The 11,609-nt window shown below is 53.8% G+C and carries 14 protein-coding genes; 6 read left to right on the top strand and 8 right to left on the bottom strand.

What is annotated here, in order from left to right; all coding sequences use genetic code 11:
* Positions 1 to 234: 234 nt before the first annotated feature.
* Positions 235 to 2,136, bottom strand: coding sequence for a relaxase/mobilization nuclease domain-containing protein (locus QMK33_RS22820; RefSeq protein WP_283566939.1), 1,902 nt, complete (start codon positions 2,134 to 2,136; stop codon positions 235 to 237).
* The gene (locus tag QMK33_RS22825) at positions 2,133 to 2,531 is read right to left on the bottom strand and encodes a MobC family plasmid mobilization relaxosome protein (RefSeq protein ID WP_283566940.1); all 399 of its coding nucleotides are present in this window, start codon (positions 2,529 to 2,531) and stop codon (positions 2,133 to 2,135) included. The genes QMK33_RS22820 and QMK33_RS22825 overlap by 4 nt, the downstream gene beginning before the upstream one ends.
* 389 nt (positions 2,532 to 2,920) lie before the next feature.
* Between QMK33_RS22825 and QMK33_RS22830 the strand changes: the two genes are divergently transcribed.
* Positions 2,921 to 3,358 (top strand): hypothetical protein, encoded by a 438-nt coding sequence (locus QMK33_RS22830; protein WP_283566941.1) that lies wholly within the window; start codon positions 2,921 to 2,923, stop codon positions 3,356 to 3,358.
* Between the two features lie 32 nt (positions 3,359 to 3,390).
* Here the strand turns inward: QMK33_RS22830 and QMK33_RS22835 are convergent, their stop codons facing one another.
* Positions 3,391 to 3,660, bottom strand: coding sequence for a hypothetical protein (locus QMK33_RS22835; protein WP_283566942.1), 270 nt, complete (start codon positions 3,658 to 3,660; stop codon positions 3,391 to 3,393).
* A 500-nt stretch (positions 3,661 to 4,160) separates the two neighbouring features.
* Here QMK33_RS22835 and QMK33_RS22840 point away from each other — a divergent pair, with 500 nt between their 5' ends.
* From QMK33_RS22840 to QMK33_RS22850, 3 genes are all read left to right on the top strand, one after another.
* Complete coding sequence (locus tag QMK33_RS22840; protein WP_283566943.1) at positions 4,161 to 5,075, top strand: replication initiation protein; 915 nt, start codon at positions 4,161 to 4,163, stop codon at positions 5,073 to 5,075.
* Between the two features lie 78 nt (positions 5,076 to 5,153).
* A complete protein-coding gene (locus tag QMK33_RS22845; RefSeq protein WP_283566944.1) occupies positions 5,154 to 5,378 on the top strand; it encodes a hypothetical protein in 225 nt (74 codons plus the stop codon).
* Positions 5,368 to 5,772, top strand: coding sequence for a PIN domain-containing protein (locus QMK33_RS22850; protein ID WP_283566945.1), 405 nt, complete (start codon positions 5,368 to 5,370; stop codon positions 5,770 to 5,772). The genes QMK33_RS22845 and QMK33_RS22850 overlap by 11 nt, the downstream gene beginning before the upstream one ends.
* A 293-nt stretch (positions 5,773 to 6,065) precedes the next feature.
* Here QMK33_RS22850 and QMK33_RS22855 read toward each other — a convergent pair whose 3' ends face one another.
* From QMK33_RS22855 to QMK33_RS22865, 3 genes are all read right to left on the bottom strand, one after another.
* Positions 6,066 to 6,566 (bottom strand): DNA-binding protein, encoded by a 501-nt coding sequence (locus tag QMK33_RS22855; protein WP_283566946.1) that lies wholly within the window; start codon positions 6,564 to 6,566, stop codon positions 6,066 to 6,068.
* Between the two features lie 128 nt (positions 6,567 to 6,694).
* Entirely contained in the window at positions 6,695 to 7,048 is a 354-nt protein-coding gene (locus QMK33_RS22860) for a helix-turn-helix domain-containing protein (RefSeq protein WP_283566947.1), read from the bottom strand.
* Between the two features lie 37 nt (positions 7,049 to 7,085).
* Positions 7,086 to 7,394: a type II toxin-antitoxin system HigB family toxin gene (locus tag QMK33_RS22865; protein ID WP_283566948.1), complete on the bottom strand. Its 309-nt coding sequence runs from the start codon at positions 7,392 to 7,394 to the stop codon at positions 7,086 to 7,088.
* Positions 7,395 to 7,614: 220 nt separating this feature from the next.
* Here QMK33_RS22865 and QMK33_RS22870 point away from each other — a divergent pair, with 220 nt between their 5' ends.
* Positions 7,615 to 8,181 carry a Riean_0653 family protein gene (locus tag QMK33_RS22870; RefSeq protein WP_283566949.1) on the top strand — a complete coding sequence of 189 codons (567 nt, stop codon included), beginning with the start codon at positions 7,615 to 7,617 and terminating at the stop codon, positions 8,179 to 8,181.
* 253 nt (positions 8,182 to 8,434) lie between these two features.
* Entirely contained in the window at positions 8,435 to 8,920 is a 486-nt protein-coding gene (locus QMK33_RS22875) for a hypothetical protein (RefSeq protein ID WP_283566950.1), read from the top strand.
* A 511-nt stretch (positions 8,921 to 9,431) separates the two neighbouring features.
* Here the strand turns inward: QMK33_RS22875 and QMK33_RS22880 are convergent.
* Together QMK33_RS22880 and QMK33_RS22885 are read right to left on the bottom strand one after the other, a co-directional pair.
* Positions 9,432 to 9,932, bottom strand: coding sequence for a hypothetical protein (locus QMK33_RS22880; protein WP_283566951.1), 501 nt, complete (start codon positions 9,930 to 9,932; stop codon positions 9,432 to 9,434).
* A gap of 274 nt (positions 9,933 to 10,206) precedes the next feature.
* Positions 10,207 to 11,334, bottom strand: coding sequence for a Fic family protein (locus QMK33_RS22885; protein WP_283566952.1), 1,128 nt, complete (start codon positions 11,332 to 11,334; stop codon positions 10,207 to 10,209).
* Positions 11,335 to 11,609: the final 275 nt, after the last annotated feature.

Below are 11,609 nucleotides of genomic sequence, written 5' to 3' on the forward strand. Positions count from 1 at the left end.
GAAGGTGCACCTTTCTGAGCCGCCCGTTTTGGGCTTGCTGAACCCCCTCAGCAACGTGAAATCGCGCCTGGGTTTGATTTTCTGAGCCACCCAACTGGGAACCACCTTTCTGAACCCCAAAGCAGGCGCGAATTTATCGTTAATCGCGTAGGGGGTAGGCGCGGTGGCTGCGGGCCTTTTTGAGCACGCGGAGCATAGAACTGGGAAAAGCTTCCCAGCCATATGGGACCCCTATCAGCGCCTGCTGAAGCCCATGCCTTGGCTTTTATCGGGGGTACGGGCCTGCTCCCGCTGGGCGTCTTGCTGGCCGGGGGCCTGGCGCTGTGCCCGGTCGGCCTTCTGCTCCTGCACCTGGTACCCGGGCCGTTCGGCGGCCCAATCCAGCATGAGGCTAATTTCTTTCACTTCGCTACGCGGCTGCTGCACACTGTACTGCACGGTTAGGTCGATTACCCGATTCCCCTGCGCATCAGCGGTAGTACTTGCTGACACGGTAGCGCCTTTACTCGTCAAGCTGCGCTGCAAAGCTTCGGCGCGGCCGGCGGCCTGGATGTCGCCCACCGGCTCCTGCACGCGCACCACCAGCTGCCGTTCGGCCTCGCGCTTGGCCGCATACGCTGTCAGGTTCAGGCCCCCCTGCTCCGGCTGATAATAGGCGCGGGCCTCAAAGCCGATGGGTGGAGCCGGCTGGTCCGCCGCTTTGGCGGCGCGGGCAAAGGCTAGCAAGTCCGGCTCCAACAAGCCGGGCAACGGCCGGTCCTTGTCCGTGAGAAACTTCAATTTTTCCTCGGCTAGCTGAGTAGCCTCCCTTTTTACCCATTTTCCCCAAAAGCCGCCTTTCGCCTGCTCCTGCAACGCGGCTTGCTGGCCATAGCTATCGGCCCATTGGTTCGCGTGCATGGCCCGCGCTGCCACCTGACGGTCTAACTCGGCCCGAAGCGTCGCCGTGCTAGAGTCGCCTTTCATCAACTTCACCACGTCCTGTATCCCTTCCTCGTTCGGTTTTGCCTTGAGGTACTGGCTGTACGAATCAATAATCTTGTTATAAGCCTGAACAGGAGCGTTTTGCTGGGCTAACTCGGCCGCATATTGCTGGTACGCTGGCTGCCACTTGCGCTCGACGGCCGGTAGCGCGGGTACTTTGGCCGCCTCGGCGGCCTGGCGCTCGGCTGCCTGGCGTTGGGCCAGCTGCGCCGCCTGGCGGTCGGCCTCCTGGCGCTGGGCCACCTGGGCGGCCTGCCGCGCTGCTTCCTGCTGCTGGGCTACCTGGGCGGCCTGGCGCTCGGCGGCTTGCCGGTGGGCCAATTCCACGGCCACTTGCCGCAGCTGCTGCGCGGCGGCCTCCTGGGCAGCCACTTGGCGGGCCTGCTCAGCCTGCTGGCGCTCCTGGTTCGCGGCCAACTGCTTGTCGAGGCCCGCCAAACTGTACGCCCGCGCCACAGCTGAGCCTTTGAAGGCGTGCCCGTCCTTCTCGAAACTAATGCCGGTGACGGTGCCGGCTTTATTGGTGAACTCGTGGGCACTAATTTTCTCCGCCCGCAACGTGGCCAGCAGTGCCGGCCGGTCCGGGGCCGTGGCCAGCGCCTGGTGTAGCGCCTGCTTGATTTCATACTTGGCCAACTCGGCTTTATCGGACGGCGCGTGTTGCCTGTCCACCCGTAGCCCCTGGGGCGGGGTCAGCCCGTGCTCTTGAATCAGCTCCTTTAGAGCCTTCTTGGAGTGATAAAAATTGTGCCCGTCCTTGATGGTCTGCCCGTCGTCCCCTACCCGATTAGCGATGATGTGCAGGTGCTGGTTGTCGGACTGGTCGTGGTGCCGGATGATGGCATACTGCGTTTTGTCCAGCCCCATCTTCTGCACGTAGCCCTCGGCAATGGCCAGCATCTTGGCGCTATCGAGTTTCGCCGCGTCGTCGGGGTTAAAGCTCAGCGAGGTGTGCCACACGGCTTGCCCCAAGTTCGGGTTCAGCTGCCGGCCCCGGTTGAAGTCGGCGCTCATGTGAGCCGCGCTGTCTGAGCGCACGCCCACGGCGGCCAGCACCTCAGCCTGCTTGTCGCTAGGCTGCTCCTTGCGGCCCTCGAACTGGTAGCGCACCACCCCGCCGAAGCTGCGCCCGATACTCGTCCGGCTAATCATACCACGTCGGCGAAATAGTCCAGTAGTCGGTGCAGCGTCGCGGCCTGCGCTTCCACTTGCTGGGCCACGGCGGCGAACCCGCTTTGGTGCGCCCGTTTGCTCAATTGGTTGAGGTTATTGGCCATCCCCGACAGCTGCCGCAAGTAGTCATCCTGCGCAATCGTAAGCTGCAACACCGGCCGCTTACGGGCCTTTACCCCCGCCTCTACCAGGGGCCGCACGAACTGCGACATCGGTCGCCGCACCGCTGCTGCGCCGGCCTGCAACTCTTCGTAGCGTTCCACCGAGACGTGGGTGGTCACGCTTTTTAACCTGTCCTCCGGCTCCTTCTTAGGCCGACCACCCAGCCGCTTGGGCTTGGGCTCTTCTGCGGGCTCATCAGCTGTTTTAGGCATAATACTAGAAATTAGGGCTAGGTCTTTTGGCGACGATAGGAGCCAAAAGCAAGACGTTTAGCGGTAGCTAAACCTGTCTTGCTCCCTGACGCAAGAACATACGCGAACGGGGGCATCAAGGATACGGTCGCACTAGGGCTAAAGCTACCATTCCCCACTGCCCCTAGCGACTGGCTTACGATAGCTAAATAGCTAAAAACTGTAAAAGCTTTAGCTAGTTAGCTGGTTACTTATTAACGCTGACAGCTTTTTAATTTTAGCTCTGTAGCTTTTTAAGTGGTCAAGTACAAAACAACAAAAGGGGAAAAAGAAGCAGCTAAACTTGTCACTTCATACACTCGTTCAAAGCTGAAAATACTTCTTCTTTTACTGGCCTTTACCTCACGCTCATGTCCGACCAAACCTCCAATCCAGAAGTCGCTGATTTCATCAAACCCAGCAACCAAGAGCACCAAAATCCTTCCCCAGCAGCTGGCTCGGCTCCAATAGCACCTGGCCAGCAACTCGCCTCGCCGGCTACCACATTAGCCCCTACGGCGGCCCCTGTTGCCCTCCAATCCCCCGAACCAGCTCCAAGTACCTCGGCCCTTACTGCGTCGCCTCAGCCCCGTCCGTTGGCCTATTTTACCACCCCTGCCAAGGAGGTCACCAAGAAGCAAAGCGTGTACCTGCCCGTTGAGCTGCACCGTGCCCTGGCCACCGTCGTCAACTTGCCCGGTGTGGACGTGAGTCTGTCCGACCTGCTCGCCAACATTGTGCAGGCTTGGCGCGACGACCACCGGACCGAAGTGCGCAAACGCTACCGCGAGGGGGAGAAAGGCATTTAGGTGCGTACCTGGGCAGCTGGTTAGCTAGACAGCTAGCCGACACGCTCGATGCGTACGTAGTTGCAGTGAGGGCAACGCAGATGTAGATTAAAAATAGCTTCGGGTAATACCGCAGCAGAATCTACTTCGCCTTGGTACAGCCGGGAGCCCCACATAATCCCGGAACCCGGCACGGTCGCGGCGAGGAAATCACGCCCTACGGCGCGCTCAAATGCCTCTGGGCTATAGGGTTCAATCTGGTAAAATTTGACAAGGAGGGTGCCTAAAGGCGTGTCTTTGAGACGGAAAACGTGGTCAGCCATGATGCAAGATACCATGGCGCAGCGTTTCGGCATAAGCTTGGCAATCTCAAGTTTAAGGTGGTATATAAGCTCGTTAATAGGATTTATAAGCCTTTGAATACCAATAATATATACTTTAAGTGCCGCCCCCCCAGTGTGCGAAGCCTTTCTTGTTTTTGCTTTTCTTTTTGGCCGTTGGTTGATTTGATTCCGCGCCAACCAACTTTCTGAAAGCCCTCGCCTGCGCGTTCAAATACTTGTGACAATTCTTTTTCATTACTTGTTATTTGGGGGTGTCGTAACTACTTGATTAACAGGGCCCCCAGAGCACTAAAGTTATCAAAAAGTTCAAATAGGTTATCAAAAAGTTCGCGAAAGTTGTCAAAAAGTTCGCGAAATAGGGGTTGAAAGTTGTCAAAAAGTTCAAATTAGGTGGCTAAAGGTTATCAAAAAGTTCGCGAAAGTTGTCTTTGATAGGTTGTCTGGATTTTTTACATGACAACTTTAGTAGCTTTGCCACTATGAAACATGCTACTTCCCTGCTTGACGGGGCTACTCTATGGCAGGACAATGCGCTGACAGTGGCCCGTTACGAGATGACTGCTCTGGAGAAGAATATTCTATACATGGTCATGGCCAGCATCAAAAAAGAAGATGAGCCAAATACACTTTACCATGTCTCCGCCAAAGAACTGATGACGCTTACAGGCGAAGCGATTAAGGTGGCCGACTTACAGCGTGCCACCAAGCGCCTTATCACTCGTTTTTTTGAAACAACGCTGCCTAACGGGCACTTGCTTCAAGCGACGTTTGTAGCATCCGCCGAATACATAATCGGTCAGGGAATCATAGAATTGGAGCTAAGCCAGAAGGTACGGCCGCTGTATGTAGATTTGAAAGAGCGTTTTACCACAATGCAACTACACGCTGCGCTAACGTTGAACAGCAAGTACGCCAAGCGGCTATACGAGCTATTTTCTATGTACAAAAACCTGCCTGATAAGTCTTTCCGTATTAGTGTGCAGGAGCTAAAAGAGCGATTGGACCTCATTGACCCCAAAACGGGTAAGGACCGCTACGAAAAATGGACTCACTTCAAGAATCGGGTACTGGACCCTTCTGAACATGAAATCAATGGGAAGGCCGACCTCTCATTTAGCTATACACCCATCAAACAGGGCCGTAGCGTGACGCAAATCGACTTTACCGTCCAGTACCACCCTAAGCAGCAGATAGTGTCTTACGAAGGCCCAAATGCAGCCGCATTTGGACGGCTTACCGCCCATTTTGGCCTGCGTCAGGACCAAGCTCAGAAAGTACTGGCTCTGCACTCCCTGGCCGACATCAACCGACAACTGCATAAAATCCAGCTGCGGGTTCTCAACAAAGAACTGGAAAACGTTGGGGCGTATACAGCAAAGCTTTTTGGGGTGTAGGCCAAAGCGCCCTTCCTTTTTTACCAGTGTGCGCTAGCCTCTATACCACCTAGTAATTTTCAGTTACCTCTCTCCTAGATGATTACCTCCACAGTCCTCGAAACCATTCCCCCGCTCCGGTGGGGGCAGCTTACCTACTACTCTCCGGCCGATATCAAGCGCTGGGGGGTGCAGCACTTCTTGGACACGGTGGCCCCCACCCAGGAGCTACCCATTCCTGACCTGGGCTTCACCGCCGAGGAAAATGCCCGCATGGATGAACTACTGCGCGAAGAGCGTGCCGCTGCTACCCGTGGTCTTTGATACAAACGTCGTCATCGCTCACCTGCGCCGGCAGCAGCTGTTGCCACTGCGGGCAGTGCTACCCTTCGCTGTGGTTGGCGAGTTGGAAGCCTTCGCGCTCAAAGCTGATTGGGGTTATCAAAAGGTAGCCTTCCTGCGGCAGTTGCTGGAACGGTACCCCCTGGTAGGCTTCGTGCCCGAACTGGCCACCTTGTATGCCCGCCTCGACGCCTACAGCCAAGGCAAGCTGCGCGGCCAGCCGCTGCCGGACGGTATGAGTGCCCGCAACATGGGCAAGAACGACCTGTGGATTGCGGTCACGGCCCTCTACTTGGACCTGCCGTTGCACACGGCCGACAATGACTTTGACCACCTCCCAGCCCTCGGCCTTGCCTTGGTTAAGGAGCCTACCTAACCACCCCTTGAGAATCACGCTTGAAGTGCCCGAGCACCGGGCCGCCTTTATGCTGGAGCTATTGCGTAGCCTGCCCTTTGTTACCCTTCGGGGCCGGGCGGCGAAGGGGGCAACCTTGGATGAGACTGCGCACCTGCTATCCTCCTCTGCTAACGCAGCGCGCTTACGGGCTGCCCTCGAACGCGACAAGTCGGGTCAGCATGAAATCCATTCATTACCAGATTAATAGCTACGGTGACTAATCACCTGATTAGTCAGCTGACTAGTCAAATACAAACGACTACATGATACCTTTAGGAGCCAAATAATCGCTGCCATAAGCTCTTTTTCTCAGGCTCTGGTGCGGAGGGCAACTGCAACACTTTGGCAGGTTCAGGCAGCCGCTTTTGCAGTTCGCCCAACTGCTCATTCTGGCTAAGTAGCAGTTCCTCAATGCGTCCGATGCGCTGACTATTCACCTGACTAGTCAAAGCATTCAGCACGTCGTTCTGCTCCAGCAGGCGATTTTGCAATTGCTGAATAGTCTGGTCACGCTCCGCAAGCTGCCGCTGCAACTCGGCAACCTCGGGCACCTGGGCCTGCGCTATCACGGCCGGCAACGGTTCGGCCTGGCTAGGGTATTGCTGCGCTAGAAACGTCTGACTAATCAGATACGTGTTACCCTTGGGGGTCTGCTCAACCTGGATATGACTAGTCTTAGCGTGTTGTTTGACTAGTCGCCGGATGGTCTGCTCAGACTTATTAACTTGCTGAGCTGCTTGCTTTATGGTCAAAAAAGTAGCGGTGTCTTCCATCGAGGTTGTGACTAGTCAGAAGCCACAAAGTAAACAGTCTGGCAACTTCTTCAACTTGTGCTTGACTAATCAGTGACTAGTCAAGCATTTACTACTATTTTTTGATTAGTCAAAGTGCAGTAGGTAAACTAGGCAGTCAGTTCTAACACCTCCTCGGCTGGGATGCCCAGCTTCTTATACATACGACGCAGAAAGTCACCATTGGCCGGTCGCCGCCCGCGCAGCACCTCGCTCAGGCGCGACTCGCCCACCTCCAGCAGCTGCGCGAGTTGCTTCTGTTTCAGATGGCGCTTGAACATTTCGACTTGCAGCCGGCCCGCTACCGTGGTAGGGGGGCCAGGATTGTGACCATTGGCCTCTTCAAAAGCGTGGATGGCATCGCGCAGCACTAACAGGCGGTCGCGGTTGGCCTCTTCGTCGGTGGCCAGCGTCCGGAATTCCTTCACGGCGGCTTTGTGGTCGGCTTCGGTGGTTAGATTCACGGTCTTAGGGATTAGAACAAAAGGGAAGAACACGACCTCAGAGGTCTTGCAACTGCTTTTTACTGAGCTTACTGTAATCGGCGTGCGTCATGATGCGCCGGATATCGACGGTGCGCAGCGAAAAGAGTACCTGGGCGACGAGTCGGTAATGGTTGCCCTTGATGTCGAACACGTAGCGGCCCTGGCCGATGTAGTCCGCCGTGGCGAAGTCCGCCAGCAGGTCGTTGTGACTTGCCCAGGTGCAGAGCTGCACCTGGGCAAACCAGACCTTCAACGCCTCCCGCGCCTGCGCGTTCTTGCGGCCGTAGCTGGTGATAATCTTCTCCTCAATGACAATCATCGCCATACCCCAAACATACGCAATGCAGAATAAAATTCTGTATTGCGTATAAAATCGTTCTTTGGTAACTGTCAGCGCGGCCCTAGGTAAACAGGATTTTGGGGGCAGTGGGGAAGTACAATCTTTCCCCGCTTGTTCTCGGAATAATCCCTTTACATAATACCAGTTACTGGACAAGTCTTGAAAAAGTGGTAGATTTTCGATTCTAAACTCTTGTTGCTACAGATTGTATTTCTCCTTTATCAATTCTATAAAAACATCAACTTTGGCGGCCAGAAACACGCTTATTTTTTTGAGTAGTCTGCTGATACTAAGTCAGTGCAAGAAAGATGACGCAAGCCCGCAACTGCCGCCTGAAACAACCACCGGCGCTGGTATTTTTGGCTGTAAAGTTGATAACCAAGTATTTGTGCCACAAGATGGGAGAGGCAAACCTGGCTTATATGCGACGGAATACTTGAACTTGGGCGCAGGCCGAGGTGGGGGCTATTTTCTTAATTTGGGAGTTGTTGACTGGCAGGTAGTTAATAGCATTGGTATTAACACCGACAGCTTAGCGCTTGAAACTGGGAAGACCTATCAGTTTAAGAGTGGGAAAGGGAGTGCGCAAGCCAACGTTATCTATGGCAATAGCCCCTACCAAAAGCTCGATACAGACCCAGGACAATTACTTATCACACGTTGTGACCTTACCCAGCGCATTCTTTCAGGTCGTTTTGATTTTGTAGCCACTGATAAAAGCACGGGCAAACAAATACATATATCAGATGGGCGTTTCGATATCAAATTCTAAGTTATTGTAACCTCAGTGAGTGCTTCATAAGGATGGATAGTCAGCTATTCATCCTTTAGCTATCAGTTCTTGATTAAGAACTACTTATCTAAGGCTGTAGTTGCAGTTCACGTACTGTAAACAGTCCTTTGCAACACGTAAAAAGTTATTTTACATACTAGCAACGACCGTTTACAACACGTAAAATGGGCTTATACCTCTCAAAACTACCGTTTCAATAACCTTTCGAGGGTGCATTCATCGACTACCCATTATGGCTCATGTCTTCAATTCATCACGGCAACCAGACTCTTTGGAAGTGGTCAACGAGGCTATTGTAGCCGCCTATGGGTCAGCTACGGAGCCCCATTATGGGTTTTCACTCCGGAGATATAACCGCCGGCCCTATCAAGCCCTGGTGGACGAATTGACCCGAGATTTTGTCGTGGAAGATTTCACTGACCTCAATTACGAAGTCGCTTTTTCCTACGCCATACGCAGCCGGGAAGAGCATTACCTGCGGCTCTCCCTGGTAGGTAAGTTTTATGTGCTGTATCAGTCTTTCTCTGAGGTAGAAACCCCTGTGAAACAACGTGACACGGAGGAAGGCAAGGCCATTCTACTGCTGGTGCAGCGCCACGGGTTTACGCGCCTAGACCCAATTACGCTTCAGCAGCGCACCTGCCTAGAACATAAAGACGGGCCTACCACGGTCCAAATGACTGTTTGGGAGGCTCTGTTTGATTATAGTCAACTATGACCCAAGGTGGAGGCTGAACCTCCACCTCAGCAAAGTACCACGCAGGGCGTAGCGACGCGGCGGGCCAAAAACCGCCCTTATTCCAAGAGTGGGGATATAACTAGCGTTATGTTATTTGACTATAGCGGTTTCGAGAACAATACAACCAATTTTAAATGATTAAATCTCTGTCTAACAGGTGTTTGCACTACAAAAAGGGTGCACCGTTAACGAAATCGCTATATTCTGCGAAGAACGCACCGGCATAGTTTTACCTTTATTGCCTTTAAAATCTTACTTTGTCCATGTTATCCATCCGGCTGTTGTCGAACTCCAACTAAGTGGCCAGCAAGGTCTACACTGGCTGAAGAAACTTAGCAGCCCACCTCTTGTAAAAGGTTTGCAAATGACGCAGTGTGTTGGTGAGCTACCCTGAGCGTTCGGCAACAGCCAAGCTACTACGCTTTTCGGAAATACATGCAGCCGTCAGTCGCTAACTCAGATTGATTTTACTTACAGGGGCTTACGTGCTTTATTGACACATTTTTACATAGAGACGGCTGGTATCAATCCGCTGCTGTCCGTGGGAGGTGATGAATCGCAAGGGAAGCGGGTCTTCTACATAGTTGCCCGTTCGGGCTAAGGCTACGTTGGTAGTCCGAATCGCGGCATCGATTTCCTGTTTCAACCCGAGCGAGTCGGCCAGCAGATGGGGGTATTTACTGTCGTAGACGAATACGAGCGTACTGTCAGCGTAGGTCCAAAAGACCGGGTAGGTACCGACGCGTTCGGGATGGGTTTGAGTCGAGGAGAGATAGATGACCGTTCCATCATAGACGCCCGTCCAACTCAGGGTAACGGCGGCGTGCTGTTTAGGCAGATGCGCTAACCGAGTGTACGTGTGAACAGCAGCCCATAACTCAGCGTTGAGCTTAACTTGATAGTGTTTAGAAGCACTAGGAGAGGGCTCAGCGGTACACTGGACACTCAAAGCGGCGAGGACACCTACCAAAAGTGCGTTCACATACCTCATTTAGCAAGTCGGGAAAGAAGTGATTCGTACAGCGGGCTAAGGTAGTTGCCGAACACACACCAGCAGACCCGTTCGCAAAATAGTCCTGTGACAACCTTGGCCAACGCGATTGAGCTTGTCACATTTCATAAACGAACGACTGAATAATGTCTTAGCCTGCGCCAGTCAGTTTAGAGACGAGCCTTTGTCTTGTGTGACAAACTCTGAGTGGTAGCCTCGTTTTGAAGGAGAAGGCTTCACGTACAGCGCGCGTGCGGTGAGGTGGGTAAGGGCGTCAATCTTCCAGGATGCTGTATAGCTCACGATTAACATAATAGTGGTTGCCTCGGATAGTCTGTTTCTCCAAGACCTGTAGCTCAACCAATTTATTGAGGTAGTCCCGGGCGGTATTTTCGGCATAGGTGCGGTCCTCCGTCAGGTGCTTGACCCGGGTGATGGGCTGGGTGAATATTTTCTGCACTAGCTGGTCGGGACGCCGCAGGCCCTTGTGGGCCGCTACTACTTCCAAAATAGCCTCGCGCGCAGCCAGGATGCGATTGATTTTATCGAAGGTCAGGTTCGCCGTGACTTCAACAGCTTTGAGCATGTACAGCAGCCAGGTTTGCCAGTCGCCCCGTTGCGAGACGCCGGCTAAGGCCCCATAATAGGCGTCTTTATGCTCCACGATGTAGCGGCTTAGATAGAGAATCGGAAAGTCCAGCAGGCCTTTCTGCACCAGGTAATGGATGTTGAAAATGCGTCCCGTCCGCCCGTTGCCATCCCGAAACGGGTGAATAGCTTCGAACTGAAAGTGCCCCATGGCCATCTTGAGTAAGGGATGCAGCGGATAGGCTTGGTCGTCGTTGACGAAGGCCAACAAGTTGTCCAGCTTCGCTTCCAAAATATTCATCCCTCGGGGCGGGGTATAGATTGCCTTACCAGCGTGGAAGCCACTGCCGCCCTGGCGAATGATGGTGGCCGAAAAGGGGGGGCGGATGCCTTCCTCGACCTGCTTGATTTCCCGGAACATGCGAATGAAATAGTCGCGGGTGAAACCGGCCTCCCCTTTCAGGTACTCATAGCCACTCCAGAGGGCCTCGCGGTAGCGCAGCACTTCCTTAGCCGGCCCTTCTACCTGTTCGGCTAGGGTTTCGCTGAAAGCCCGGTAGAGTTCATCGTCGGTCGTGAAGATATTCTCAATCGCGCTGGAGGCCTTGGCCTCTTGGAGGCTAAGGGAAGTAATCAGTAACCCCTGGTTGGGAATAGCCACGCTCCGTCCGTAGAGCCGTCCCAAGGCTTCGCGGGCTTGGCCTAACTGCTCCAGCACCTCCGTAGTGCGCCACAGTTCCTGGGCGATAGGTAACTCCGGTAAAGCGTTCCAGGGTACGTCTCGGTTTGGATTAATATGATATAGGACCTGCATTTGGCATTAAAAAGAGACGTAAATAAGGCTAGGCTGCCTAGCCGGCCTCAAATTTACCTCAAAGCTGTTGGTGCAGCATTAAAAAAAGCTTTTTTTAATGCTGCAAACCAAATCTCAACAGATCAGTTACGGCTCACAGCCAGCTCAAGAAGGTGCACCTTTCTGAGCCGCCCGTTTTGGGCTTGCTGAACCCCCTCAGCAACGTGAAATCGCGCCTGGGTTTGATTTTCTGAGCCACCCAACTGGGAACCACCTTTCTGAACCCCAAAGCAGGC

Origin of the sequence: Hymenobacter sp. H14-R3 (genome assembly GCF_030063445.1) — a bacterium.
Taxonomy (GTDB): Bacteria; Bacteroidota; Bacteroidia; order Cytophagales; family Hymenobacteraceae; genus Hymenobacter.

Coding starts and splice junctions, on each gene's coding strand:
- QMK33_RS22820 (WP_283566939.1), bottom strand. CDS start 2,136: ATGATTAGCCGGACGAGTATCGGGCGCAGCTTCGGCGGGGTGGTGCGC.
- QMK33_RS22825 (WP_283566940.1), bottom strand. CDS start 2,531: ATGCCTAAAACAGCTGATGAGCCCGCAGAAGAGCCCAAGCCCAAGCGG.
- QMK33_RS22830 (WP_283566941.1), top strand. CDS start 2,921: ATGTCCGACCAAACCTCCAATCCAGAAGTCGCTGATTTCATCAAACCC.
- QMK33_RS22835 (WP_283566942.1), bottom strand. CDS start 3,660: ATGGCTGACCACGTTTTCCGTCTCAAAGACACGCCTTTAGGCACCCTC.
- QMK33_RS22840 (WP_283566943.1), top strand. CDS start 4,161: ATGAAACATGCTACTTCCCTGCTTGACGGGGCTACTCTATGGCAGGAC.
- QMK33_RS22845 (WP_283566944.1), top strand. CDS start 5,154: ATGATTACCTCCACAGTCCTCGAAACCATTCCCCCGCTCCGGTGGGGG.
- QMK33_RS22855 (WP_283566946.1), bottom strand. CDS start 6,566: ATGGAAGACACCGCTACTTTTTTGACCATAAAGCAAGCAGCTCAGCAA.
- QMK33_RS22865 (WP_283566948.1), bottom strand. CDS start 7,394: ATGGCGATGATTGTCATTGAGGAGAAGATTATCACCAGCTACGGCCGC.
- QMK33_RS22875 (WP_283566950.1), top strand. CDS start 8,435: ATGGCTCATGTCTTCAATTCATCACGGCAACCAGACTCTTTGGAAGTG.
- QMK33_RS22880 (WP_283566951.1), bottom strand. CDS start 9,932: ATGAGGTATGTGAACGCACTTTTGGTAGGTGTCCTCGCCGCTTTGAGT.
- QMK33_RS22885 (WP_283566952.1), bottom strand. CDS start 11,334: ATGCAGGTCCTATATCATATTAATCCAAACCGAGACGTACCCTGGAAC.